Raw genomic sequence first — 26,346 nt, 5'->3', positions numbered from 1 at the left:
CTCAAGCCAAGAGCCGAGAGCTCTTGGGCACATGCGCCATCAAAAACTCCATCTGATCGGACAGGATGCGGCGGTTGCGCAAGATGAAGTCTTCCCACAGGCTGGGTACGTAAGGGGCATACAGCAAAGGCATATGCGCCTGTTCCGGCGTGCGGTTGCCTTTGCGGTGGTTGCATGACTTGCACGACGTGACCACATTCATCCAGTGGTCCATGCCTTGTTGGCCAAAGGGCCGAATGTGCTCACGCGTGAGTTCGGTGTCGTGAAAATGGTCGCCGCAGTAAGCACAAATATTGCGATCACGGGCAAACAACTTGGCGTTGGTCAGGCCGGGCTTTAAATCAAAAGGGTTGATGTTGGGCACACCTCGCGTGCCGATGATGCTGTTGACAGCAATCACCGACAACTCGCCCGTGATGGCATTGGTACCGCCATGAAACACCGCCACCTCGCCGCCAGACTCCCAGCGCACGTCTCCCGCTGCGTAATGGATGACCGCTTCTTCCAGCGAGATCCAGGATTGGGGCAGCCCCTGGGCCGAGAGTTTCAAGACCTTCACAACACACCTCCATCATTCGAGTTCAAAACACCGATTCGGAATGCACACGTCTATCAAGGACAATATACAGCGATTGCGTGTCAAGTCCTTGTCACGCACCAACTATTCAGCACCATGCAAGTTTTCAGAGGTTTTCACCACCGTGCGCTCGCACCTGCCTGCGCCCTGACCATCGGCAACTTTGACGGTGTGCATCGAGGCCACCAGGCCATGCTGGCCTTGCTACAAAACGAAGCCCGCCACCGGGGCGTGCCCAGTTGCGTGATGACGTTCGAGCCGCATCCACGCGACTTCTTCGCCCAACGCTTTCAACAGCCCGAACTGGCGCCTGCGCGCATCGCCACGTTGCGCGACAAACTCAACGAATTACGGGCCTGCGGCGTCGACCAATGCGTGGTGCTGCCTTTCAACCACGCCTTCGCTTCTCAACAACCTGAAGCTTTTATCCAGGACGTGCTGTGCCAAGGCCTGGGCGTGAAGTACGTGCTGGTCGGCGACGACTTCTGCTTTGGTGCCAAGCGTGCGGGCGACTACGCCATGCTCGATGCCGCAGGGGCGAAACTGGGCTTCGACGTGGCACGCATGAACAGCTACGAGGTACATGGCTTGCGCGTATCGAGTTCAGCCGTGCGGGATGCCTTGGCGCGGGGCGACATGCACGCAGCGGCTCAGTTGCTGGGGCGTCCCTACGCCATCTCAGGCCATGTGGTGCATGGGCGCAAACTCGGACGCGAACTCAACTGCCGCACCCTGAACTTGCGCTTTTCGCACTGGAAACCTGCTGCCAGTGGCATCTTCGTGGTGCGCGTCCATGGCCTGGGCGACACCACCTTGACCGGGGTGGCCAACTTAGGCATTCGACCCTCGCTTGACGCCAACGATGTGAACGGGGGCCGAGTGCTGCTGGAAACCCATTGCCTGGACTGGCCGACTCGCCTAGGCGACGAAGGGGGCTACGGTAAAATCATCCGCGTGGAACTGCTACATAAATTGCACGACGAGCGCAAATACGACGGTCTGGAAGCCTTGCAACAAGGCATACGCCAAGACTGTGAGGACGCGCGTGCCTGGGCCCTCAGCGCCCGAATTTGACGGGGCACGCCCGACGCACCTTGCCCCGCGTCTGTCCTTGAAGCCCTAAGCCCGCCCCTTCAGCGAGCCTTCGCCCAACCCGCCTTGCCCGATTTGAAACTGCCATGACCGACAAAACCGCCTCCCCCGACACACGCATCAACATGATGGACACGCCATTCCCCATGCGTGGCGATTTGCCCAAGCGCGAGCCCGGTTGGGTCAAGCAGTGGAACGAACAAGGTTTGTACAAAAAGCTGCGTGTGGCGCGCCGAGGCGCACCCTTGTTTGTGTTGCACGACGGCCCGCCCTACGCCAACGGCAAACTGCACATTGGCCATGCGCTCAACAAAGTGCTCAAGGACATGATCGTCAAGTCCAAGCAACTCGCGGGGTTTGACGCGCAGTACATCCCCGGCTGGGACTGCCATGGCCTGCCGATTGAAAACGCGATTGAAAAACTGCACGGACGCAAGCTCAGCCGCGATGACATGCAAGCCAAAAGCCGCGCCTTTGCCACCGAACAAATTGAGCAACAGCGCGAGGACTTCAAACGCCTGGGCGTGCTGGGCGACTGGGAGCGCCCCTACCGCACCATGGACCCAGCCAACGAAGCGGGCCAACTGCGCGCCTTCAAACGCGTGATCGAGCGTGGCTTTGTCTACCGTGGCTTGAAGCCCGTCTACTGGTGCTTTGACTGCGGCTCGTCTTTGGCCGAGTTTGAAATTGAATACGCCGACAAGAAAAGCGAAACCCTGGATGTGGCCTTCCAATGCGCCCAACCCGACCAGCTCGCCACAGCCTTCGGACTGCCCAAGCTCGACAAAGACGCTTATGCCGTGATCTGGACCACCACCGCATGGACCATTCCTGCCAACCAGGCTTTGAACCTCAACCCAGAGTTGACCTACGCCTTGGTCGACACCGAACGTGGTTTGTTGATGTGCGCCGAGTCCTTGGTGGCGAAATGTCTGGAGCGCTGGCAACTCAGCGGCGCCGTCGTTGCGACCACCTTGGGTAAAACACTCGACCACATCGCATTCCACCACCCGCTGTCACACGTGGACGCAGGCTACCAACGCACCGCACCGGTGTACCTGGCCGACTACGCCACCGCCGACGACGGCACCGGCATCGTGCACAGCGCCCCGGCTTATGGCGTGGATGACTTCAACTCCTGCATGGCGCACGGCATGAAGTACACCGACATCTTGAACCCGGTCCAAGGCAACGGCGCGTATGCCGCTGACTTCCCCTTGTTCGGTGGCCTGCACATCTGGAAAGCTGTGCCTGTGATTTTGGAAACCTTGAAAAGTGCCGGACGTTTGCTGGCCACACAAACCATCACCCACAGCTACCCGCATTGCTGGCGGCACAAAACGCCCGTCATCTACCGCGCCGCAGCGCAATGGTTCATCCGCATGGACGAAGGCCCAGGTGTCTTCACCACCGACAAAGCCCCGAAGACGCTGCGCCAACTCGCACTCGACGCGATCGAACACACCCAGTTCTACCCAGAAAACGGCAAAGCGCGTTTGCGCGACATGATTGCCAACCGCCCCGACTGGTGCATCTCGCGCCAACGCAGCTGGGGCGTGCCGGTGCCGTTCTTCTTGCACAAAGACAGTGGCGAGTTGCACCCACGCACCATGGCCATCTTGGACCAAGCGGCTGACATCGTGGAACAAGGCGGCATCGAAGCCTGGAGCCGCGTGACGGTGGAAGACATCTTGAACCAAGCGGGCGACGACGCAGCCCAGTACACCAAGAGCACCGACATCTTGGAGGTGTGGTTTGACTCGGGCTCGACCTTCCAACACGTGCTGCGCGGTAGCCACAAAAACGCCTATGACCGCGCGCCTTTCCACGCAGAAGGCCCCGAAGCCGACCTGTACCTCGAAGGCCACGACCAGCACCGGGGCTGGTTCCACAGCTCGCTGTTGTTGGGCTGCGCCTTGTATGACCGCGCGCCCTACAAAGGCCTGTTGACGCACGGCTTTGCCACCGACGGTCAAGGCCGCAAGATGAGCAAAAGCCTGGGCAACACGGTCGCGCCCCAGGAAGTCACAGAGAAGATGGGCGCAGAAATTGTGCGTCTGTGGGTGGCCTCCACCGACTACTCGGGTGACCTCAACATCGACGACAAAATCTTGGCCCGCGTGGTCGACGCCTACCGCCGCATTCGCAATACCTTGCGCTTTTTGCTCGCCAACGTGAGCGACTTTGACCCGGCACAAGACGCGGTAGCGTTTGACGATTTGCTGGAGATTGACAAGTACGCGCTGTCACGCGCCGCGCAACTGCAAGCCGATATCCGTGCGCACTTTGATGTGTACGAGTTCCACCCCGTGGTGTCCAAATTGCAGGTCTATTGCTCAGAAGACTTGGGAGCGTTTTACCTGGACGTGCTCAAAGACCGCCTGTACACCTCAGCACCTAAATCGCTGGCACGCCGCAGTGCGCAAACCGCGTTGCACCACATCACCCACGCCATGCTGCGCTGGATGGCACCGTTCTTGAGCTTCACCGCCGAAGAGGCGTGGGGTTTGTTTGGCAACTCCGAATCCATCTTCCTGGAAACCTTTGTAGATTTGGGTCAGGCCGACACCGCATTGCTGGCCAAGTGGGCACGCATTGGCGAGATTCGTAACGCAGTCAACAAAGACATCGAGACCGTGCGTGCTGATGGCAAATTGGGCTCGTCGCTGCAAGCCAACATCGCGTTGCAAGCCAACGCGAGCGACTACACCCTGTTGAGCAGTCTGGGTGAAGATTTGAAATTTGTCTTCATCACCTCCGCCATTGTCTTGACACAAGGCGAAGCCCTGGCCACCCAAGTGAGCGTGAGCTCCGATGCCAAATGCGAGCGCTGCTGGCACTACCGCGACGACGTGGGTCACGACGCAGCACACCCCACCTTGTGTGGTCGCTGCACCAGCAACCTGTATGGCGACGGCGAAGTACGCCACTGCGCTTGAAGCCTTTCAATCACACCTGACATATGACACGCCACCACACCCCGTCCCATTGGCTTTGGCTCGGCTTGGCCTTGGTGGTGGTGCTGGCCGACCAGTTCACCAAGGTGTTGATCGTGGGCCGCTATGGCTTGGGTGAGGGCTTTGCAGTCACCGATTTTTTCAACATCGTGCGTGTTCACAACGAAGGTGCTGCGTTTTCGTTTTTAGCCAGCGCAGGCGGCTGGCAGCGCTGGTTCTTTACCGGGCTCGGGCTGGTCTCGGCAGGCGTGATCGTGTGGATGCTGAAAAAACATCCCGGACAACAACTGTTTGGCTTGGCCTTGTCCTGCATCTTGGGTGGTGCGGTGGGCAATGTGATCGACCGCGTGCTCTACGGCTATGTGGTCGACTTCTTGGACTTTCACCACGCAGGCATCCACTTTCCAGCGTTCAACCTGGCCGACAGCGCCATCACCTTGGGCGCCGCCTGTTTGGTGCTGGATGAGGTGTTGCGGGTGCGACGTGGGCATTGAACCCACGCACGCCATCAAGCGCTGATGGCCAAGTGCGCGATGTAGGCTGAACGAGACTCGCCAAATGCCTTGGCCTTGGCATCCAAACGGGCCAGCACACGCTTGGGCAGCGTGATATTCACACGCTCGATCTCGTCGGACAACAAGGCCGGATCAATCTCTGCCACAGCCCAAACCCAGCCTTTGAATTCACGTTTTCTTTGCAACTGCGTGATCGAACTCGCAGCAGGAATGGTTTGTCCCAAATCCAACGCTGTTTCAATCCAAAGCTCAATCGCCTCTTTGGCATTTTCAATGGCCTCATCCATGCCGGAATCAGAGGCAGAAAAACAGCCCGGCAAATCGGGCACCACAACGCCCCACGAGGTCGTGGCGTTTTCAGGTTCAATGGCAATCGGGTACTTCATGGTGTGTTCTCGCTTTAAAAAAGCCCTGCTGTCACCAGCAGGGCTTTTTACCAACTCAGGTTGAACAATCAGATCACAGCGTGATGATGGTGCAACCGGTGGTCTTGCGTGCTTCCAAGTCGCGGTGCGCTTGGGCAATGTCGGCCAGCTTGTAGGTTTGGTCGATGTGGATCTTGACCTTGCCGCTGGTGACGGCTTCAAACAAATCGTCGGCCATTTCTTGCGTGCTCTCGCGAGTCACGATGTGGCTGAACAAGGTTTGACGGGTCACATAGATCGAACCCTTGTTGCCCAAGATGCCAGGGGCAAATGGGGGCACGGGGCCCGATGCATTGCCAAAGCTGGCCATCAGACCAAAGGGGGCGATGCAGTCGAGCGATTTGTCCCAGGTGTCTTTGCCCACCGAGTCATAGACCACTTTCACGCCTTTGCCGCCGGTGATTTCTTTCACGCGAGCCAAGAAGTCCTCGGTGGAATAGTTGATCACAAAGGCCGCGCCGTTGTCTTTGGCCAGCTTGCATTTGGCTTCGCTGCCTGCGGTGCCAATCAGTTGGTAGCCCAGGGCACGCGCCCATTGGCAGGCGATCAAGCCCACACCACCCGCGGCGGCGTGGAACAAGATGAAGTCACCAGCTTTCAAGCCACCTTGGGGCAAAGTGCGCTTGAGCAGGTACTGGGCCGTCAAGCCCTTGAGCATCATGGCGGCACCGGTTTCAAACGAAATGGCGTCAGGCAATTTGCACACGCACTTGGCAGGCATCACACGCACTTCGCAGTAGCTGCCCGAGGGGTGGCTGGCGTAGGCTGCACGGTCACCGACCTTCAAATGGGTCACGCCTTCGCCTACGGCTTCCACAATGCCGGAAGCTTCCATGCCCAAGCGAAGTGGCATGGGCGCGGCGTACAAGCCAATGCGTTGGTACACGTCGATGAAGTTCAAGCCAATGGCTTTGTGGCGGATGCGGATTTCACCGGGGCCTGGTTCGCCCACGGTCACATCGACCAATTTCATTTCTTCGGGACCGCCGTGTTTTTCAATGATGACTGCTTGGGTCATGGGATGAGCTCCTGAGGGGAATGGCAAAAAATTTAAGGTTCGGCATCCTGCCATGAAACGCCGTACCTCGGGTGTCACCTCGGTTATTCATGCTCGGTTAGAGTCCAGCCCATGCATTTTTCTGCCCAAGCCCTGACGCCGCGCTCTGCGGCGCTTTTGTTGATACCTCCACTCCTTTGGGCCGGCAACGTCATCGTGGGTCGCATGATCCACGCGATGATCCCGCCGATGACGCTCAACTTTGTGCGCTGGGTCTTGGCCGGGCTGCTGCTCTTGCCCTTTACCTACCAGGTGTTGCGGCGTCACAGCCCCTTGTGGTCGCACTGGAAGCGCTATGCCGTGCTGTCTTTCTTGGGCGTCGGCTGCTACAACAGCTTGCAGTATTTGGCGTTGCAAACCTCCACCCCCATCAACGTCACCTTGGTGGCATCTAGCAACCCGGTGTTCATGCTGGGCATTGGCGCCCTCTTTTTCAAACAAACCGTTCGCAAACGACAAATTGTTGGGGCCTTGTTGTCCATCACCGGCGTGTTGCTGGTGTTGTGCCGAGGCGATTGGCAAGCCTTGCTGCAAGTGCAGTTGGTGATGGGCGATGTGTTCGTGCTCATCGCCACCGCCTCATGGGCGGGTTACAGCTGGCTGCTGGCAAAAACCACCGAGCCCACCGAGGTGCGAAACGATTGGGCCAACTTCTTGATGGCACAAATCGCATTGGGGCTGGTGTGGTCAGGGCTGTTCACCGCAGGTGAATGGGCCATCACCGACGCGCACATTCTGTGGAGCTGGCCGCTGGTGGCTGCGTTGGTGTTTGTGGCCGTGGGCCCGGCCATGCTGGCCTACCGCTGCTGGGGTCTGGGTGTGCAACAAGTCGGGCCCAACATCGCGGGTTTCTTTGCCAACCTCACGCCCTTGTTTGCGGCCCTGCTATCTGTCTTGACCTTGGGTGAGTTGCCCGCTTGGTACCACATGGCCGCATTCGCGCTGATTGTGGGCGGCATCGTGGTGTCGTCGCGGCGATAAAAAAGCCCCTGATGCTTAGGCGCATCAAGGGCTGTGGGTCGAGCAGGTTTCTTTAGAACGTGCCGCTGTAGGCCCCGCCATCGGTCAACACGTTTTGTCCCGTGATGTACCCCGCCTGTGCCGAACACAAAAACGCACAGGTGTCGCCAAACTCCGAAGGGTGGCCAAAGCGCCCCGTCGGAATGGTTTTCTTGCGTGCTTCAGCCACTTCCTCAATCGACTTGCCCGTTTTTTCTGCCGCGCCTTTCAAGGTGGTGCGGATGCGGTCTGTGTCGTAGGCACCTGGCAACAAGTTGTTGATGGTGACGTTGCGTGACGCCAATTTAGGCTGGCGCGCCAAACCCGCCACAAAACCAGTCAGGCCCGAACGTGCGCCGTTGGACAAGCCCAACACATCGATCGGTGCCTTCACCGCGCCCGACGTGATGTTGACGATACGGCCAAAGCCACGCTCGGCCATGCCGTCTACCGTGGCTTTGATCAGTTCAATCGGGGTCAGCATGTTGGCGTCCAAAGCTTTGACCCAATCCTCACGCTCCCAGTTGCGAAAGTCGCCAGGAGGTGGCCCACCAGCATTGGTCACCACGATGTCAAAGCTTTTGCCAGGGCCACCCGCCACCGACCAAACAGCTTCACGCCCCTCAGGGGTTGTGATGTCCATGGGCACGGTCAAAATGGTGGTGCCAAATTTACGCAGCTCCACTGCAGCCGCGTTCAGCGCCTCTGCACCACGCGCCACGATCACCACGTTAACGCCTTCTCGCGCCAGCGATTGCGCGCAGCCCAAGCCCAGACCCTTGCTTGCACCACCCACCAACGCCCACTTACCTTTGAGACCTAAATCCATCACTTTGCTCCGTACTTTGAAACGATAAACACACCACTCAACACCAGCAGGGTTCCTAACCCAATCCACAGATTGAGTGGTTCATCCAGCACCATTACGCCCAGGGCAATGGTGGCCATGGGGCCGATCATGCCAGTTTGCGCTGTCAAGGCGGCACCAATGCGCTCAATGGCCATCATCACCATCAGCACCGGAGCCACGGTACAAGCCACCGCATTCAAGCCCGCCAGCCACAACACATCCACGGGCACATCGGCTGCCGACCAAGGGCGCAGCACCACAAACTGCACGATGCAACACACACAGGCCACACTGGTGGCCCATCCCACCAAGCGCATGGCGCCAATGCGTTGCACCCACTGACCGCTGTAAATCAAATACATCGCATAGGTCAGTGCACTGGCAAACACCAAGCTGCCGCCCAGCAGCACATCGGCACCCGCAAACGACAGTTCATGCGCAAACACGAGCAACACGCCGCTGTAACTCACTGCCATGGCCAACATGCGGATGGGTTGAATGGGTTTTTTGTACAACAGCCAACCGATCAACACCACCAGGGTGGGGTTGAGGTACAGAATCAAACGCTCCAAACTGGCGGTGATGTATTGCAACCCCAAAAAATCGAGGTAGCTCGACAGGTAGTACCCCACAAAACCCAGTGCAGCAATGCGCGCAGCGTCGGCACGGGTCAGCGGGTTGGCACGGGCATGCGCCTGGCGCTCAGACCACCAGCCCAGCAATAAGAAAAACGGCAAGGCAAACAGCATGCGGTACATGATGATGGTGACCGCATCCACGCCATAACGGTAAGACAGCTTGACGATGATGGCTTTGCCACTGAAGGCAATGGCACCTGCAGATGCCAGCAAGAGCCCCGGTACGCTGGGTTTGATGGTGTGTGGCATGCCTCAGAAAAAACGCGACAACACCACCGCCAAAGCCAAGGCTGCCAACACCACGGCGATGAACAACCAAAGGCCGTGTTTGGGCGCGGGCTCGTTGGACGTCACCACAGGACGTGGCGACAAATGCAACTTGGCCCTGAGCTTGCGCAGACTGGTTTGCATGATGGTTTGAAACAACATCAACGGTTCCTTGGGTTCGATGGCCCTCAAGTTTAATGGCCTGGGGATGACCGGTTTGTGTCGAGGTCAATTCGGGCGGTTGATACCATTCACCTATGTCTTCCCTCGAACTGACCCTGCTCTATCTCTGCGCCGCAGTCGTCAGCGTGGTGGGGTGTCGCTTGCTGAATTTGCCGGCCATGCTGGGCTACTTGCTGGCAGGTTTGGTGATTGGCCCCAATGCTTTGGCGCTGGCCAAAGACTCCACTGCCGTTGAGCACTTGGCCGAATTTGGTGTGGTGTTTTTGATGTTCGTGATCGGGCTGGAGTTCAACCTGCCCAAGCTCAACAAGATGCGCAAGGTGGTGTTTGGGCTGGGGCTCGGCCAAGTGGTGCTGACCTTGCTGGGCACCTGGGTGCTCAACCTGGGCATTGCTTGGTTGATGACACAACTCGCCCGCCCCTGGCATGTGAGTTGGCAAACCGCCTTGGCGATGGGCAGTGCGCTGGCCATGTCGAGCACGGCCATTGTGGTCAAGCTCATGGCTGACCGGGTGGAGCTTGAATCGCCACACGGCCAGAGGGTGATGGGCGTGTTGCTGTTTCAAGACTTGGCTGTGGTGCCCTTGCTGGTGCTGATTCCTGCGTTGGCCGACATGGGCGACAACAACTTGTGGCGCGCCCTGTCCATCGCCGCGCTCAAAGCCGCTGTGTTGGTGGGTGTGCTGCTGTGGGGCGGCCCGCGCGTGATGCGCCATTGGTTGATGCTGGTGGCGCGGCGCAAGAGCGACGAGTTGTTCATGCTCAACCTGTTGTTCATGACATTGGGGCTGGCTTGGTTGACGGAGTGGGCTGGCTTGTCGCTGGCCATGGGAGCTTTCTTGGCCGGCATGTTGATTGCCGAAACCGATTTCAAGCACAAGGTGGAAGCCGACATCCGCCCCTTCCACGATGTGCTGCTGGGCCTGTTCTTCATCACCATCGGCATGAAGCTGGACTGGGAGGTGGTGGTCGACAACTGGGCCTGGGTGCTAGGGCTCACCCTGGTGCCGGTGGTGATGAAAGCCGCAGTGGTGTTTGTGTTGGCGCGGCTGCACGGCGCAACGGCTGGTGTGAGCTTGCGCACCGGCATTTATTTGGCCCAGGCGGGTGAGTTCGGCTTTGTGTTGCTGTCTTTGGGTCAAGGCCACGGGTTGATCCCATCGGCTTGGATCAGCCCTATCTTGGCGTCGATGGTGCTGTCGATGATTGCCACACCTTTTTTGGTGATGAATGCTGACCGCATCGTCAGCCGCTTAGTCAGCACCGACTGGTTCGAACAATCGTTGGCCCTCACCGGCATGGCGCAGCGCACCTTGCAGACGGAGAACCACGTCATTGTGTGTGGCTACGGGCGCAGCGGCCACAACTTGGTAGACCTGTTGAGTCTGGAAGGCGTCGCGTATGTAGCGCTCGACAGCGACCCCGACAAAGTGCAAAGCGGCCGCAACATGGGCCACCATGTGGAGTTTGGCGATGCCACGCGCTTCACCAGTTTGATGTCTGCGGGCTTGGCCCGCGCCGCGGCGGTGGTGGTGACCTACCCCGACACCGCGTCTGCACTCAAAGTGCTGGCGTGGGTCAAAGAGCACGCGCCCCATGTGCCGGTGGTGGTGCGCACCCATGACGACAAAGACTTAGAACAACTGCGCGCCGCAGGCGCTGCCGAGGTGGTGCCTGAAGTGATTGAAGGCAGCCTGATGCTGGCCAGCCAGACCTTGGCCCTGATCGGCACGCCCCTCAAGCGGGTATTCCGCTTGGTGCAAGCGCAGCGAATGAGCCGCTATGCCCTGATGCGCGAGAGTCCCAAGCCTCAGGATGACGCTGCACCTTAACGTACACCCAGTGTCTGCCCTAGCGACCACCCTCACCTTTTTTTCCACATGACCCAATTTTTCGGACGGCGCTTGCGCCTGGCCCAACACCGCACTCACCGCGCCGCAGGCAGACTGCCGCGCCCCTTGCAGGGCATGCTTTGGATGATGGCCGGCGGCATGATGTTTTCCATGCTCAATGTGATTTCACGCAAGATGTCCATCGAGCTCGATGCATTTGAAACCCAGTTCTTGCGCTATCTCTGTGGCCTGCTGGTGTTGCTGCCTGTGGTGTGGCGATCGGGGGCTGCAGCCTATTGGCCCAAAGACATCAAAGGTCAGTTCTGGCGCGGCGGCGTGCATGCGGCGGGCCTGATGCTGTGGTTCATCGCCCTGCCGCATATTCCCATGGCCGACATGACGGCCATCAGCTTCACTGGCCCCATCTTCATCATGATCGGCGCAGCCTGGTTCTTGGGCGAACGCATGCACCGTGACCGTTGGATTGCCGCATTGTTTGGCTTTGCAGGTGTTTTGGTGGTGCTGCTGCCGCACCTCTCCAACAATGGCGGGGTGTACCACTTGGTCATGCTGTCGTCAGCGCCGGTGTTTGCGGCCTCGTTCTTGATCACCAAAGCCTTGACCCGTTACGAAAGCCCTGGGGTCATCGTGCTGTGGCAAGCCATCACAGTGGCCATCTTCAGTTTGCCCATGGCCGTGTTGCACTGGAAAAATCCCAGCGCCTGGCAATGGGCCAACTTTTTTGCCGCAGGCATCATGGGCACTGTCGCCCATTACTGCTTGACGCGCGCCTTCCACGTAGCCGACATCTCGGCCACGCAGTCGATGCGGTTCCTGGACTTAGTGTGGTCGTCACTCATGGGGTGGTGGGTGTTCACCGAGGTGCCCAGCGAAACCACCTGGATAGGTGCCTCGGTGATCTTGCTGTCCACGCTGTGGATTGCCCGACGCGAAGGGCAACGCAAGCCCATCGCCGCGCCCGAGCCTTGATCACTGGCCCATGACCACGCCTTCGCGGCGTGGGTCACTCGCGCCCACCCACACCGCACGCCCCTCGCGCGTCTGGCGCTGCAAGATTTGAGTGCCACTGGTGAGGTCGCGTGTTTGCACGTCACCGCCGCGTGCGCGCAAAGCCTCCACACTGGCAGCACTGAAGCGTTGTGTCTCCAACACCATGGGGCCACCGAGATTGCCAAAGTTGGGCAAGTCCACCGCCTGCTGCGGCGAGAGCCCCCAGTGCAGCACCCCCAGCAACACCTTGGCGGTGAAATGAATGATCATCTCGCCACCGGGGCTGCCCAGGCTCATCACCAACGCACCCGTGTCTTGGTCGAACACCAGCAACGGCGACATGGATGAGCGTGGCCGCTTGCGTGGCTCGACCCGGTTGGCCACCGGGCGACCTTGGACATCACGCGGCACAAAAGTGAAATCGGTGAGTTCGTTGTTGAGCAAGAACCCATGCACCATCTGGCGCGCGCCAAACGCACTCTCAATGGTGGTGGTCATGGCCACGGCACGTCCCTGCCCGTCCACGATGCTCAGGTGTGAGGTGCCGTACTCGGGCTGCACTGGGCTGGGCGCGTACTGGGTGTGTTCGTCCCGCACGGGGTTGCCGTAGGTGACCTGGGGCATGCGTGTGGGCCCAATCAAGGCTGCACGTTCGCGCAAGTAAGTGGGCTTGAGCATGTGCCGCCAATCGCCGCCGGGTGCCGCAACAAACGCAGGGTCTGCCACATACTGCGCGCGGTCAGCGTAGGCCAGGCGAGAGGCCTCGCTGTAAGCATGCAGCCACTCTGGTGTGGGCAGGCCATCGCGCAAGGGCGTGTCGGACACGGCCGTGTGCTGCAACAGTCCCAAGATTTGGCCAATGGCCAAGGTGCCAGAACTCGGCGGCGGAAAACCGCAAATGCGGTAGCGGCGTTGCATGGCAAGGTGCGCAAAGCACACAGGCTCGCGCTCCAGGGCTTGGTACTGCGCCAAGTCTTGCAGGCTCAAACGGCCTGGGTTGCTGGGGTGCTGCTGCACTTTGCGCACCATGGCTTGCGCCACCTCACCGGTGTAAAACGCTTGGGGCCCCTCGGTGGCAATGCGTTGCAGCAAAGCCGCCAAGGCCGGGTTGCGCAGCACATGACCCACGGGGTGAGGCGCGCCATGGGCTTGGTAAAAATAAGCGCGGGCCACCGGGTCCAGGCGCAGGTAAGCATCGGCTTTGAGTTGTGCATGCAAGCGCGGGCTGATGGCAAAGCCTTGCTGCGCCAAACGTATCGCAGGTTCAAACAAACGCGCCCAGGGCAACTGGCCATGACGTGCATGTGCCAGCGCCAGCATGCGCAACACACCCGGTGTGCCTACCGCGCGGCCGCCGACCACCGCTTGGTAAAAAAGCAGGGGCTGCCCTTGGGCATTGAGAAACAGATCTTCGCTCGCTGTGGCAGGGGCGGTTTCGCGGCCATCGAAGGCCTCCACCTGTGTGCCTTGGCTGTGCAGCAACAAAGCGCCACCGCCCAAACCGCTGGACTGCGGTTCGACCAAACCCAACACCATTTGCACGGCCACCGCCGCGTCCACCGCAGAGCCACCGGCTTGCAAGATGTCATAACCCGCCTGTGTGGCCAGCGGGTGCGCCGCCGCCACCGCCCAATGCGCACGAACCACCTCGGTCTTGTGTTGCAAGCCGGTGGCGATTTCTGGTTGCTCAGGCGCTTGCGCCAGCGCGGCGGGTGCAGCGCCCACACACAGCAAGCACACCAACCAGCCAACACCCAGGGCACGCCACGTTGGGCTGAGCTGACACGGGCTGTCACCGCTCAAAGCATGCATGCAGTGGGGCGTTGGCAATGTGAGCTTGTGTGATGGGCTTAAAAGCCTGCGGCCAAACCGTCACGGCGTGCGTCGCTGGCCACCACATAGCCTTCGACCTTGGGGTCGCCAGCGCGCCAGATGAACTGACCGGCCCCAAAGTCTTGGTAGCTGTCGTTGATCACCTCCACGCGGTGACCGCGTGCCTGCAAGCCCGCCACGGTGTCGTGGTTCAGGCTGGACTCGACGTTGATCTCTAGCCCCGCGTTGTAGCGCCAGCGCGGCGCGTCGCACGCCGCTTGCGGGTTTTGTCCGTAGTCCAGCATGCGCACCAAGGTCTGCATGTGGCCTTGCGGTTGCATGTTGGCGCCCATCACGCCGTAGCTCATCACGGGTTGGCCGTTTTGGGTGAGGAAGGCCGGGATGATGGTGTGGAAGGGCCGCTTGCCAGGGGCCACCAAGTTGGCGGGGTTGAGGCCCTGCGCATCCAGGCTGAAGCCGTGACCGCGGTTTTGCAAGCTGATGCCAAAGTTGGGCTCGACACAGCCCGAGCCAAAGCCCATGTAGTTGCTCTGGATGAAGCTGACCATCATGCCGTTTTCGTCGGCGGTGCTGAGGTAAATCGTGCCGCCTTTGACGGGGTTGCCAGCACCAAAGTCTTGCGCCTTCTTCATGTGGATGAGTTGGGCGCGGCTCTTCAAGTACGCGGGGTCCAGCATTTGGGCCGGGGTGACTTCCATCTGCTGGGGCTCGGCGACGTAGCGGTACACATCGGCAAACGCGAGCTTGATGGCTTCGATTTGCAAGTGCTGTGAGTCCACACCGTCCACCGCCAAACTGGCCACGTCAAAGTGCTCCAAGATGCCCAGCGCAATCAGCGCTGCAATGCCTTGGCCATTGGGTGGGATCTCGTGCAAGGTGTAGCCACGGTAGTTTTGTGCAATGGGCGTGACCCATTCGGCTTTGTAGTCTGCAAAGTCACGGGCGGTGATGCTGCCACCGTTGGCGGCGGCAAATTTCTCAATCGCATGTGCGATCTCACCGCCATAAAAAGCCGCCCCTTTGGTTTGCGCAATGGCACGCAGGCCTTTGGCCGCAGCGGGAAACTTGAACAACTCGCCCACATGGGGCGCACGGCCCCAGGGCAAAAAGTTTTGGGCAAAGCCGGGCAAGCCTTGCAGCTCGGGCGTGGCGGCGGCCCACTTTTGTTGCACCACCACGGGCAGCAAGTAGCCACGTTCGGCAATCTCGATGGCGGGTTGCAGCAGGTCTTCAAAGGGCAGCTTGCCAAAGCGCTCACTCATCGCCACCCAACTGGCCACGGCACCGGGCACGGTGACCGAGTCAAAGCCGCGCTTGGGCGGCGTTTTGGCATCAGCGCCGTATTTGCGCTGAAAGTATTCAGGCGTCCATGTTTGCGGCGCACGACCAGAGGCGTTCAAACCATGCAGTTCTTTGCCATCCCACAAAATGCAAAACGCGTCCGACCCCAAACCGTTGCTCACCGGCTCGGTCAAGGTGATGGCGGCTGCCGCTGCAATGGCCGCGTCCACCGCATTGCCACCTTGCCACAGCATGCGCAAGCCGGCCTGGGCAGCCAAGGGATGAGAGGTAGACACCACATTGCGGGCGAACACGGGCAAACGGGTGGAGGTGTAGGGGTTGTTGAAATTGAAGTTCATTTTTCTATTTACTCTGCGGTGATTTTTCTGTCGACGATGATCTTGCGCCACTTGGTGGATTCGCGTGCCAGCATGGCGCTGAACTCTGCGGGTGTGCCCCCGACGGGTTCGATGCCTAGGCGAAACAACTTGTCTTTGACTTCTGGGTCTGCCAAGGTGTGGTTCACGGCCGCATTGACTTTGGCCACCACCTCGGCGGGCAAGCCTTTGGGGCCATACAAGCCAAACCAGGTGTTCGATTCGTAACCCGGCACGGTCTCGGAGATGGCGGGCAAATCGGGTGCCAAAGGCGTGCGCTTGGCACTGGTCACGCCCAAAGCGCGCAAGCGACCATCACGCACATGGGGAATACCGCTGGGTAAAGAGTCAAACAGCACATCCAGTTTGCCGCTCACCAAATCGGGAATCGACAAGGCCGTGCCTTTGTAGGGAATGTGCACCACAAACAAACCGGTCTCCGCCTTGAACAGCTCGGCCGTGAGCTGCACGATGGTGCCGTTGCCACTGGAGGCGTAATTGAGTTTGCCGGGGTTGGCGCGGGCATAGGCGATCCACTCTTTCACACTGTGTGCGGGCGAGCTGTTGGGCACCAGCATGATGCTGGGCGCATTGCCCACATGAACAATGGGCGTGAAGTCGCGCACCGCGTCATACGGCAAGCGCGCGTTGAAGGCTGGCCCGATGGTGTGGGTGCTGGTGGTGGCCAGCAGCAACACATAGCCATCGGCGGGCGCTTTGGCGGCCAAGTCGGTACCTAAGGTGCCGCCAGCGCCTGGGCGGTTTTCCACCACCAGCGAGGTACCTAATTTCTCCGGCAACTTGATCGATAAAGCGCGCGCAAAAATGTCGGTGGCGCCGCCCGCCGGGAACGGCACGATCAGACGGATCGGTTTGTTCGGGTAGATTTGTGCCAGGCTAGGTAGGGCGCATGCAGCCAGCGCCAGTGCGGTGCACAGTCGCACCCAACGTGAAAGAGTCATGATCGCAAATCCTGTATGTGCTTAAGCTTGAAAGACCTTGTGGTGCAGACGGCGCATCGACCACCACACCGCAGCAGCCACCAACGGTAACGCACAAGCCGCCGTCAAATCGGGTGAAAAAGGCCAGCCAGAATGCACCGCGCCCTTGGCTAAATAACTCACCAAGCCCGTGATGTAGTACGTGATAGCGGCCACCGACAAACCCTCCACCGTGGACTGCAACTTGAGTTGCAAACCTTGGCGTTGGTTCATGGCTGCCAGCAGCGCTTGGCTGCTTTCTTGCTGCTCAAAGTCCACCCGCGTGCGCAACAAGTTGCTCATACGCGAGACCCGCTCGGACAACGCCGTTTGTCGCCGCGCCGCCCAGTCGCAAGTGCTGCGCGCAGGAGACAAACGTCGCTCCATGAACTCGCCGATGGTTTGCATGCCAGGCATGCGCGATTCGGCAATGTCACGGATGCGGCGATCGACCAACTCAAAATAAGCGCGGGTGGCCGAGAAGCGCGAATGGGTGGCCGCGTATTGACCTTCCACCTCACCCGCCAAACGGGTCAATCGGTCCAACAGACCTGCCTCGTGCTGGGTCTGGGCGCTACGCACCGCGTGGGCCAAGGCTGCCAGCTCACGCTCGGCATCGGCCAAGGCCGCAGATGCCTCACGGGCCGCCGGTAAACCCAGCAAGGCCGCCATGCGGTAGGTCTCGATCTCCAGCAGTTGCTGCACCAAACGTCCTTGGCGACGGGGCGACAAAGAGCCCGCCAGCAACACGATGCGGGAATACCCATCGGGGTGCAACTGAAAGTCGGTGTAGACCTCGCCATGGCCTTCGGCCACGGTAGATGCGACCAAGGTGTCCTCGTGCAGCATGCGCGGCAACATGTCATGCATGTCGTGACCGCCGGTGGCAAGCAACCACAAATGCAAGCGGGCCAAACACTGACCCGGCAAATCGGACAACCACTGCTGGGGCACGCCTTCAATCGCCGTGACCAGGTTGCTCTGCGTCAACATCTGCGAGGACCCCGCTCGCATGAACGTCCACGACACGAACTCGGTGTGCAATTCCCAGCGCAGGCGAAAGGCCCCCAGGTCCATGCGCACGTGGTTGGTGTGCACGTCGGGTGCTGGCAAATGGTGATCTCGCAGCAAACGCGCCAAATGGGCCCGACTGGCTTGGGCCGTGTCACGGTCAACCCACATCACCACGTGCGAGATCGCCAAGGGTGCGTGCATAGGTTCAGGCGGGCGTGCATGAACTTCGTTGTGCAATGCGAGGCGTTGCGAGTGATCCATCATGGGCAGCCTTTCTGTTTAGAAAGATTGTGTCGCAAAACTCAAGCCCTATGAAAAACGGCACCCGAAGGTGCCGTTTCAAGACAAGGCGTGAGCCCTGATCACTCTTCCACGAAGGCTTCTTCGCGTTTGGAGCGGATCGATGGCAACAGCACAATGATCAGCAGCAAGAGTGCAGCAGCCAACAGACCACCCGACAGAGGACGGGTCACGAACACCGACCAGTCACCGCGTGACAGCAGCAGGGCACGACGCAAGTTCTCTTCCATCATGGGGCCCAAGATGAAACCCAGCAGCAAAGGCGCAGGCTCGCAACCCAACTTCACGAACAGGTAGCCGATGAAACCAAAGGCTGCCACCAACCAGATGTCGAAGGTGTTGTTGTTGGTCGAGTACACACCAATGGCGCAGAACAACACAATGGCGGGGAACAAGAAGCGGTAAGGCACCGACAACAGCTTGATCCACATGCCAATCAAAGGCAGGTTCAAGATCACGAGCATCAGGTTACCAATCCACATCGAGGCAATCAGACCCCAGAACAACTCAGGGTTGCTGGTCATCACCTGAGGACCCGGCTGGATGTTGTGAATCGTCATGGCACCCACCATCAAGGCCATCACAGCGTTGGGTGGAATGCCCAAGGTCAGCAAGGGAATGAAGGAGGTTTGTGCACCGGCGTTGTTGGCCGACTCAGGTGCCGCCACACCGCGGATGTTGCCTTGACCGAAAGGAACTTCGCCAGGCTTGAGCTTGGTTTTCTTCTCAATCGTGTAAGCCGCAAACGCTGCCAGCAAAGCACCGCCACCTGGCAACACGCCAAGAATAGAACCCAAAGCCGTGCCACGCAGCACCGCAGGAATCATGTTCTTGAAGTCTTCCTTGGTGGGGAACAAGCCCTCCACCTTGGCAGTGAACACTTCACGCTCGTCTTCGGGTTGCGACAGGTTCGAGATGATCTCGCCGTAACCAAACACACCCATGGCCACAGCCACAAAGCCCACACCGTCGGTCAACTCAGGAATGTCAAAGCTAAAGCGCGCCACGCCAGAGTTCACGTCGGTGCCAATCAGGCCCATCAGCAAACCCAACACAATCATCGCAATGGCTTTGAGCAACGAACCCGAAGCCAACACCACAGCACCCACCAAGCCCAAGATCATGAGCGAGTAGTACTCGGCAGGACCGAACTTGAAGGCCAACTCGGTCAAAGGCGGTGCGAACGCAGCCAAGATCAAAGTACCCACGGAGCCAGCAAAGAACGAACCCAGACCAGCAGCAGCCAGTGCAGGGCCCGCACGGCCTTTACGAGCCATTTGGTAGCCGTCAATGGTGGTCACCACGGACGACGACTCACCCGGCAAGTTCACCAAAATCGCGGTGGTCGAACCACCATACTGGGCGCCATAGTAAATACCGGCCAACATGATCAGCGCTGACACAGGGGGCAGCGCATAGGTGGCAGGCAACAACATGGCGATGGTGGCGACTGGGCCGATGCCTGGCAACACGCCAATCAGCGTGCCCAAGATACAACCGACCAAGGCGTACATCAGGTTGATGGGCGTGAAGGCCACGCCAAAACCCAAAGAAAGGTTTGAAAGCAGATCCATTTTTTTATTCTCCCGACTCAACCAGTGATGAAGGTAGGCCACACCGGCATCTGCAGTTTGAGCAGAACGATGAACGCCAAGTAGCTGCCAACCGACAGAATGGTTGCAAGAACCAACACGTCTTTGAGGACGAAGTTTTCACCCGCTTTGCTGGCAATCAAAACCAAGGCATAAATCGCCATGATCAAGCCCATGGCTGGCAGACCGATGCTGGGCAGACCACCCAACAACACACCAAACGCCAAGTTAGAGCCCAAGATGTAAAAGATAGGCCGCCAAGCGAACTTGCCCACCTTGTCACCGTCTTCGGCGTGCTCTACCAGCGAATAAAAGATGATGAAGGCACCCAACACGGCCAGCACGATGCCCAACAACAACGGGAAGTACCCAGGGCCCATGCGAGCACCGGTACCCACGGAGTAATTCATGGCACCTACAGCAAAACCACCACCGACCAATGTGAACATTAGGCCGGAGAAAAAGTCTTTTTGACTTTTGATCATTTCTTCTCCTCAAAGAACAGCGAACATGGCGCGAATTGTGCGGGTCACAGTGCTTACACATGATGTGGGTTCCACCTACGCCCTGTCACGTCGGGAAACCGGGTAAACCCTGATCTGGTGCGGCTTGGCGCTCAGGGGCTCAAGGGTTTGAAGACACGCACCCATTTGGTCGCAGGCAATGGCCAACGGGCTTGGATGGCTTCCGCCCGGGCCATCAACTCGGCCCGCTTCACCACCTTGGGCGTGCGTTGCGCCAACACAATGGTGTTGCCCTCGCGTGTCGGCTTGAAAGCCCACAAGGCATCGGCGCCAAAGGCTTGTGCCATTTTTTCCACGCTCTGGGCAAAGCTGGAGCTGCGACCAAACAAATTCACCGTCATGCACCCGTCGTCGGTCAGCAAGCGGCGGCAGTCGGCATAAAACTCGGCGCTGTCGAGCACGGGTGAGGCGGCTTCGTGGTCGTAGAGATCCACCTGCAAGGCATCGATTTGACCTTGCCAATGGGCATGCTTGGCCACCTCGGCCGCATCGCCCAACACCACGTTGAGCTTGGCCGTGTCAGCGGGCAGCTTGAACCACAGGCGGCACGCCGCAATGACCTGCGGGTTGAGCTCGATGGCCGTGGTCTTCATGCGCAAATGTTTGTGGCAAAACTTGGTCAGCGCCGCAGACCCCAAGCCCAGTTGCATGGCATGCAGTTTGGCCACGCGGTCGGGCTCGACAAACAGCAGCCACGCCATCATGCGCTGCACGTACTCCAGCTCAATGTCGAACGGCTTGTCAATCAGCATCGAGCCTTGAATCCACTCGGTGCCCAGGTGCAAATAGCGCACGGGTCCGTACTCGGAAAAATTCACGTCGGGGAGCTGCTGCTTTTTATGGGTCGCCATGGGTATCTCGGATGTGTCGGTTTATTCGCCCATGGCTTCCACCACAAAGCGCACGCGTTGGTTGCCCTGCCACTCGTCGGCTTCCAGGCGAAAAGCCAAATGGGCAAGAGAGGGCAAAGGGTCAACCCGGCCAAACCATATGCCGTCCACCAGTTGGCCTTGGTGGCGCAACTTCAAGGCCAAGTGTTTCTCGCCCACCAGCCGCTGACCCAAGACCTCGACTTCTTCGCTGAAGGTGGGTGCCGCAAAACCTTGGCCCCAAACCTCACGCGCCAACGTATGGGCCACATCGTGGCGGCGGTACTCAGGCAGCAAGGGGCCATCGGTTTCCAGGCGGCGTTGCAAGGTGGCGGCATCGAGCCACTCCTGAGCCACCTGTTGCAAGGCTTCTTCGAAGGTGGCCAGGTGTTCTTCGTCCAGCGTGCAACCCGCGGCCATGGCGTGTCCACCAAAACGCAGCAACACACCGGGGTGGCGTTTGGCCACCAAGTCCAAGGCATCGCGCAAATGAAAACCTGGAATGGAACGGCCCGAGCCTTTGAGCTCATGACTTTTGCCATTCGCTTGGCTGGGGGCAAAGACAAAGGTGGGGCGATGGTGCAGGTCTTTGAGCTTGGAGGCCACGATGCCCACCACGCCTTCATGAAAGTCGGGGTCAAACACGCACAAGGCCGACGGCGGTTCTTCCTCGGGGTCGAACATGTCTTGCGCCAAGGCCAACGCTTGTTCACGCATGTCGCCTTCGATGTCACGGCGCTCTCGGTTGATGCGGTCGAGCTGGGTGGCCAGCTCGGTGGCGCGCGCCACGTCGTCGGTGCTCAAGCACTCGATGCCCAAGGTCATGTCCGACAGACGCCCCGCAGCGTTGATGCGCGGCCCTAAGGCAAAGCCAAAGTCTTGCGAGGTGCATTGCGCGCTCTGTCGGCCTGCTGCCACAAACAAAGCCGTCATGCCAACTGGCATGTGGCCTTTGCGCACACGCACCAAACCTTGCGCCACCAAACGGCGGTTGTTGGCGTCGAGCTTGACCACATCGGCCACAGTGCCCAGCGCCACCAGAGGCAGCAAACTGTCAAGCTTGGGCTGCGCCGCCAAGGCGAACACGCCACGCGTGCGCAGCTCAGACCGCAGTGCCAACAGCACATAAAACATCACGCCCACCCCGGCCAGGGATTTGCTGGCAAAGGTGCAGCCGGGTTGGTTGGGGTTGACGATGGCGTCGGCTTGCGGCAACACCGCAGCAGGCAGATGGTGGTCGGTCACCACCACTTGCAGACCCAGAGCTTTGGCCGTGGCCACGCCGTCCACACTGGCAATGCCGTTGTCCACGGTGATCAACACATCCGCACCACTGGCCTTGACGCGCTCGGCAATCGGTGGCGTCAGGCCATAACCATCCACCACGCGATCGGGCACGATGTACGACACATGACGTGCCCCCAACATGCGCAGCCCACGCAGCGCCACGGCACAAGCGGTGGCCCCGTCGCAGTCGTAGTCGGCCACGATGCACAGCCGTCGGTCGGCAGCCACCGCGTCGGCCAACAACACCGCCGCTTGTTGAATGCCCTTCAATCCGTCAGGGGACAATAAATGCGCCAGCGAGACGTCCATGGCGTGCGGATCGCTCACGCCACGTGCGGCATACAGACGCGCCAGCAGTGGGTGCAGGCCTGCTTGCTCCAAAGCCCAGACACTGCGAGGCGGCATATCGCGTGGAATCAATTGCATGGGGTCATTCTTTCGGGGCAGTCACCGCTAACACAGTGTCTAAGATGAGGGGCTTGAAGTGGCCACGTAAACGTTGCCACAAGCCTGGCTTGGCGCTGTCGTACACATGGTGCTCATGCTCGCCGCACAGCACCAACTGGGGCGTCTGCCCTTGGGACACCGCAGCCAGCAAGGGTGCAATGACCTCCGCGTCCACGCGCTGCCAGGCCTCTAGCCAGGCCATCAGGTCTTGTTGCATCGCGCTGTCGCGCAAGTGGTTCACCAAGTGCATGGGTACGGGCTGGTGTGCCAACGACACAGGCAACGCACCGGTGCCATGCAACCAAAACGAGTTGATGCTCACCGCACGGTGCGCGTTGACCGCATGGGTGTAGAGCAACATTTGCATCTCGTTTTGCAAACGTCGCAGCAACTTGGCCACCCCGCTCGGAGCGTCACCGCCCACCAGCCAGGGGTCGATGTTGCGACCGATCACGCGCTCGAGCGAGGCCGTGGGCACATCGGCCAACACAGGCGAGTGCACCAGCCAACGTCCCGGGACATCGCGGTGGAGCGTGAAGCCGTCTTCGGCAAAAAATGGGGCCATGGCGTTGAACAGCGCCGAGTCGGTGCCGTCATCGAGCGCCAGCTGTGCCGGGTGACCCAGGGTGACTTGACCATTGCTCACTTGCCAATTGCACAAGCTGATGAAGCCCCAGGCGGCGGGCGCCCCCGTGTCAGACGAGGCGACCTGTAGCCCAAGTTCAGCGGCGCGCTGCGCAGCCCAAGGCAGACAGCCATCGACCACGGGCCAGCCCAGGGCTTGGGCCTGAAGGCGCTCGTGCGGCAACGACAACGCAGCGGGTGCCCACCCTGTCGGCGGTTCTTGCACCACGACACGGCGTTGCGACTGCGAACCCCAAGCGCGCAGATTGGGCAGGGGCAGCGCATTGAGAACTTGCGCCAACGCGGCTTGTTCACTCTCGTGCACGGTCCACAAGGCATAGGGCAACACAGTGAGAGGGGCAACTGACGCAGGCAAAACAGAAGGCATGGGCGTGATTGTCTGTGATGTGATGACACAATCGCGCCTGACATGACTGCCCCCTCCCGAATTCCTTATGAGCTGCTGATTGGTTGGCGCTATACCCGCGCTGGCCGCTCCAGCGGACGCAATGGTTTCATCTCGTTCATCTCAGGTGTGTCCATGCTGGGCATAGCCCTGGGTGTGGCCGCGCTGATCATTGTGTTGAGTGTGATGAACGGTTTTCAAAAAGAAGTGCGTGACCGCATGTTGGCTGTGGTGGCCCACATCGAATTACTGGCCACCGACAGTGAAGGCTTTGCGGATGTGACGGGCTTGATGGCCCAAGCGCGCCAACACCCCTCGGTGCTGGCAGCCGCGCCTTTTGTGGCACAGCAAGCGCTTATGGCGCGTGGTGACGACATGCGCGGCGCCATGGTGCGTGGCATTGCGCCTGAACTGGAAACCCAGGTCACTGACTTCACCTTGCAATTGCCTCCGTCGGTACGCGATGCCTTGCAACCCGGCAGCTTCAACGTGGTGCTGGGTGGCGAGTTGGCACGCGCACTCGGCGTGCAAGTGGGTGACCGCGTGACGCTGGTGGCACCCGGCGGCCAGGTCACCCCCGCAGGCGTGATGCCACGCCTGAAACAACTCACCGTGGCCGGGCTGTTTGACTCAGGCCACTACGAATACGACGCCACGCTGGTGCTGCTGCACATTGACGATGCACAGCGCATCTTTCGCTTGACCTCGCCGAGTGGCGTGCGCCTGAAACTCAAAGACAGTCAACAAGCCCGCAGTGTGGCCTCTGACTTGGCAGCGCAACTGGGACCAAATGTGATCGTGCGCGACTGGACCCGACAAAACCGCAACTGGTTTGCGGCCGTGCAGGTGGAGAAACGCATGATGTTCATCATCCTCACACTCATCGTGGCGGTGGCAGCGTTCAACCTGGTCACCACCCTGGTGATGACGGTGACCGACAAGCGGGCCGACATTGCCATCTTGCGCACCTTGGGTGCGAGCCCGCGCAGCATCATGACCATCTTTGTGGTGCAAGGTGCCACCGTGGGCGTGCTCGGCACCTTGGCGGGCTTGCTGCTGGGCTTGGGCGTGGCCTTCAACATTGACGTCATCGTGCCCGCCATCGAAAACGCCTTGGGGGCGAGCTTTTTGCCGCGCGACATTTACCTGATCAGCCGCATGCCCAGCGACCCGCAATCGGCCGACATTTGGCCCATTGTGTTGCTCTCACTGGCCATGGCACTGGTGGCCACGCTGTACCCGAGCTGGCGCGCCAGCCGCATCAACCCTGCCGAGGCGCTGCGCTATGAGTGAACACAGCCAGATCGTCCCATCAGACCCCGTGCTGGTGGCACGCGCTTTGGGTCGACGCTTTCGCGAAGGCCCTTTGGATGTGACCGTGTTGCAAGGCGTCAACTTGACGGTCCATGCAGGCGAAACCTTGGCCATCGTGGGCGCATCAGGTTCTGGCAAAAGCACCCTGCTGCATTTGCTGGGTGGCCTGGATGCTCCCACCTCAGGCACCGTGTCTTGGTCAGGGCAGCCACTGCAAGGACTCAGCGTGACCCAGTTGGGCGTGTTACGCAACCAACACCTGGGCTTTGTCTACCAGTTTCACCACCTGCTGCCCGAGTTCAGCGCCCTCGATAACGTGGCCATGCCGCTGTGGATTCGTCGCCTAGACCGCGAAGCGGCCACGGTACAGGCCCAAGCCATCTTGCGTGCTGTGGGCCTGGGGGAGCGCTTGCACCACCGTCCTGCCGAGCTGTCTGGCGGTGAACGCCAGCGCGTGGCGATTGCCCGTGCATTGGTCACACGTCCCGCCTGTGTGCTGGCCGACGAGCCCACCGGCAACCTGGACCGCAGCACCGCCGACCAAGTGTTTGGCTTGATGCTGCAACTGGCCCGAGAGCAAGGCACCGCTTTTATCTTGGTGACCCATGACACCGCACTGGCCGCACGGTGTAGCCGCCAATTGCAGTTGAACCAAGGCCAGCTCGAAGACGAATTGAATTCAATCAAATAATTCACTTCTGTTAATTTGTAATACTTTTTATTGGTTTTTCTATACAATCCGCCACATGGACGGATTTCAAGACCATTACGCATTGCTAGGCGTGGCACCGACGGCGGAGCCCGACGTCATTCGTGCGGCTTATCGCGCCTTGGCCAAGCGTTACCACCCAGACCGCACGACAGGCCAACTGCCTGCCAGTGGTGAGCACATGGCCGAACTCAATGCCGCTTATGCCACCCTGTCTTCGCCTGAGCGGCGCTACGCCTATGACCAATGGTTGCGCCAGGTGCAGGGGCCTCGTGCCATCCTCCAGCCCGCTGCCCACGCTGACGACCCGCATGCCCTGTCAGACCACCACGGGGTGTTGACCACCTACGACCGTCGGGGTCGATTGCACGCCTACATCTGAGCGA

General features: G+C 59.8%; 24 protein-coding genes. 9 read left to right on the top strand and 15 right to left on the bottom strand.

Translation table 11 applies throughout. From position 1 onward, the window contains the following. Position 1 precedes the first annotated feature (1 nt). Positions 2-559 carry an HNH endonuclease gene (locus tag B9Z41_RS07325; RefSeq protein WP_100146395.1) on the bottom strand — a complete coding sequence of 186 codons (558 nt, stop codon included), beginning with the start codon at positions 557-559 and terminating at the stop codon, positions 2-4. Positions 560-673: 114 nt separating this feature from the next. Between B9Z41_RS07325 and B9Z41_RS07320 the strand changes: the two genes are divergently transcribed. From B9Z41_RS07320 to lspA, 3 genes are all read left to right on the top strand, one after another. Continuing rightward, positions 674-1,651, top strand: coding sequence for a bifunctional riboflavin kinase/FAD synthetase (locus B9Z41_RS07320; RefSeq protein ID WP_100146394.1), 978 nt, complete (start codon positions 674-676; stop codon positions 1,649-1,651). A 104-nt stretch (positions 1,652-1,755) separates the two neighbouring features. Beyond that, entirely contained in the window at positions 1,756-4,608 is a 2,853-nt protein-coding gene (gene ileS, locus B9Z41_RS07315) for an isoleucine--tRNA ligase (RefSeq protein WP_100146393.1), read from the top strand. Positions 4,609-4,631: 23 nt separating this feature from the next. After that, positions 4,632-5,120 carry a signal peptidase II gene (gene lspA, locus B9Z41_RS07310; protein ID WP_100146392.1) on the top strand — a complete coding sequence of 163 codons (489 nt, stop codon included), beginning with the start codon at positions 4,632-4,634 and terminating at the stop codon, positions 5,118-5,120. Positions 5,121-5,134: 14 nt separating this feature from the next. Here the strand turns inward: lspA and B9Z41_RS07305 are convergent, their stop codons facing one another. Together B9Z41_RS07305 and B9Z41_RS07300 are read right to left on the bottom strand one after the other, a co-directional pair. Beyond that, positions 5,135-5,527 carry a type II toxin-antitoxin system HicB family antitoxin gene (locus tag B9Z41_RS07305; protein ID WP_100146391.1) on the bottom strand — a complete coding sequence of 131 codons (393 nt, stop codon included), beginning with the start codon at positions 5,525-5,527 and terminating at the stop codon, positions 5,135-5,137. 73 nt (positions 5,528-5,600) lie between these two features. Beyond that, positions 5,601-6,584 carry a quinone oxidoreductase gene (locus B9Z41_RS07300; RefSeq protein ID WP_100146390.1) on the bottom strand — a complete coding sequence of 328 codons (984 nt, stop codon included), beginning with the start codon at positions 6,582-6,584 and terminating at the stop codon, positions 5,601-5,603. A gap of 111 nt (positions 6,585-6,695) precedes the next feature. Between B9Z41_RS07300 and B9Z41_RS07295 the strand changes: the two genes are divergently transcribed. Beyond that, the gene (locus tag B9Z41_RS07295; protein WP_100146389.1) at positions 6,696-7,604 is read left to right on the top strand and encodes a DMT family transporter; all 909 of its coding nucleotides are present in this window, start codon (positions 6,696-6,698) and stop codon (positions 7,602-7,604) included. 52 nt (positions 7,605-7,656) lie between these two features. On the opposite strand, the gene B9Z41_RS07290 is transcribed toward B9Z41_RS07295, so the two are convergent. From B9Z41_RS07290 to B9Z41_RS17035, 3 genes are read right to left on the bottom strand one after another with little or no spacing between them, the layout of a single operon-like run. Next, positions 7,657-8,451 carry an SDR family oxidoreductase gene (locus B9Z41_RS07290; RefSeq protein ID WP_100146388.1) on the bottom strand — a complete coding sequence of 265 codons (795 nt, stop codon included), beginning with the start codon at positions 8,449-8,451 and terminating at the stop codon, positions 7,657-7,659. Next, positions 8,451-9,359 (bottom strand): DMT family transporter, encoded by a 909-nt coding sequence (locus B9Z41_RS07285; RefSeq protein WP_100146387.1) that lies wholly within the window; start codon positions 9,357-9,359, stop codon positions 8,451-8,453. The genes B9Z41_RS07290 and B9Z41_RS07285 overlap by 1 nt, the downstream gene beginning before the upstream one ends. Positions 9,360-9,362: 3 nt before the next feature. Further along, the gene (locus B9Z41_RS17035) at positions 9,363-9,539 is read right to left on the bottom strand and encodes a hypothetical protein (RefSeq protein WP_158236149.1); all 177 of its coding nucleotides are present in this window, start codon (positions 9,537-9,539) and stop codon (positions 9,363-9,365) included. Between the two features lie 95 nt (positions 9,540-9,634). Here B9Z41_RS17035 and B9Z41_RS07280 point away from each other — a divergent pair, with 95 nt between their 5' ends. Beyond that, entirely contained in the window at positions 9,635-11,392 is a 1,758-nt protein-coding gene (locus B9Z41_RS07280; protein ID WP_100146386.1) for a cation:proton antiporter, read from the top strand. 48 nt (positions 11,393-11,440) lie between these two features. Next, entirely contained in the window at positions 11,441-12,382 is a 942-nt protein-coding gene (locus B9Z41_RS07275; RefSeq protein WP_100146385.1) for a DMT family transporter, read from the top strand. On the opposite strand, the gene B9Z41_RS07270 is transcribed toward B9Z41_RS07275, so the two are convergent. The 9 genes from B9Z41_RS07270 to B9Z41_RS07230 all read right to left on the bottom strand — a co-directional run bounded on the left by B9Z41_RS07270 (position 12,383) and on the right by B9Z41_RS07230 (position 23,919). Next, positions 12,383-14,215, bottom strand: a complete 1,833-nt coding sequence (locus B9Z41_RS07270) for a gamma-glutamyltransferase family protein (RefSeq protein ID WP_100146384.1) — start codon at positions 14,213-14,215, stop codon at positions 12,383-12,385. Positions 14,216-14,253: 38 nt separating this feature from the next. Then, a complete protein-coding gene (locus B9Z41_RS07265) occupies positions 14,254-15,876 on the bottom strand; it encodes a gamma-glutamyltransferase family protein (protein WP_100146383.1) in 1,623 nt (540 codons plus the stop codon). A gap of 8 nt (positions 15,877-15,884) precedes the next feature. After that, positions 15,885-16,856: a tripartite tricarboxylate transporter substrate binding protein gene (locus B9Z41_RS07260; RefSeq protein WP_100146382.1), complete on the bottom strand. Its 972-nt coding sequence runs from the start codon at positions 16,854-16,856 to the stop codon at positions 15,885-15,887. Positions 16,857-16,877: 21 nt separating this feature from the next. Next, positions 16,878-18,152: a DUF3422 family protein gene (locus B9Z41_RS07255; RefSeq protein WP_100146381.1), complete on the bottom strand. Its 1,275-nt coding sequence runs from the start codon at positions 18,150-18,152 to the stop codon at positions 16,878-16,880. 98 nt (positions 18,153-18,250) lie between these two features. Continuing rightward, positions 18,251-19,762 carry a tripartite tricarboxylate transporter permease gene (locus B9Z41_RS07250; RefSeq protein WP_100146380.1) on the bottom strand — a complete coding sequence of 504 codons (1,512 nt, stop codon included), beginning with the start codon at positions 19,760-19,762 and terminating at the stop codon, positions 18,251-18,253. A 17-nt stretch (positions 19,763-19,779) separates the two neighbouring features. Continuing rightward, entirely contained in the window at positions 19,780-20,265 is a 486-nt protein-coding gene (locus B9Z41_RS07245; protein ID WP_100146379.1) for a tripartite tricarboxylate transporter TctB family protein, read from the bottom strand. A gap of 131 nt (positions 20,266-20,396) precedes the next feature. Next, a complete protein-coding gene (locus B9Z41_RS07240) occupies positions 20,397-21,155 on the bottom strand; it encodes a spermidine synthase (protein ID WP_100146378.1) in 759 nt (252 codons plus the stop codon). A gap of 21 nt (positions 21,156-21,176) precedes the next feature. Next, positions 21,177-22,886: a single-stranded-DNA-specific exonuclease RecJ gene (recJ, locus tag B9Z41_RS07235; RefSeq protein WP_100146377.1), complete on the bottom strand. Its 1,710-nt coding sequence runs from the start codon at positions 22,884-22,886 to the stop codon at positions 21,177-21,179. A 4-nt stretch (positions 22,887-22,890) separates the two neighbouring features. Continuing rightward, positions 22,891-23,919 carry a phosphoglycerate mutase gene (locus tag B9Z41_RS07230; protein WP_100146376.1) on the bottom strand — a complete coding sequence of 343 codons (1,029 nt, stop codon included), beginning with the start codon at positions 23,917-23,919 and terminating at the stop codon, positions 22,891-22,893. 42 nt (positions 23,920-23,961) lie between these two features. On the opposite strand from B9Z41_RS07230, the gene B9Z41_RS07225 reads away from it, so the two are divergent. The 3 genes from B9Z41_RS07225 to B9Z41_RS07215 are packed head-to-tail and all read left to right on the top strand — an operon-like array spanning position 23,962 to position 26,342. Further along, positions 23,962-25,230: a lipoprotein-releasing ABC transporter permease subunit gene (locus B9Z41_RS07225; RefSeq protein WP_100146375.1), complete on the top strand. Its 1,269-nt coding sequence runs from the start codon at positions 23,962-23,964 to the stop codon at positions 25,228-25,230. After that, positions 25,223-25,942, top strand: coding sequence for a lipoprotein-releasing ABC transporter ATP-binding protein LolD (gene lolD, locus B9Z41_RS07220; protein ID WP_100146374.1), 720 nt, complete (start codon positions 25,223-25,225; stop codon positions 25,940-25,942). The genes B9Z41_RS07225 and lolD overlap by 8 nt, the downstream gene beginning before the upstream one ends. 55 nt (positions 25,943-25,997) lie before the next feature. Beyond that, entirely contained in the window at positions 25,998-26,342 is a 345-nt protein-coding gene (locus B9Z41_RS07215) for a J domain-containing protein (protein ID WP_100146373.1), read from the top strand. Positions 26,343-26,346: the final 4 nt, after the last annotated feature.

It is taken from the genome of Limnohabitans sp. JirII-31 (assembly GCF_002778315.1).
Classification (GTDB): Bacteria; Pseudomonadota; Gammaproteobacteria; order Burkholderiales; family Burkholderiaceae_C; genus Limnohabitans.
Note: the sequence above shows the minus strand (reverse complement) of the source record. Positions and strands in the feature narration are given on the sequence as shown.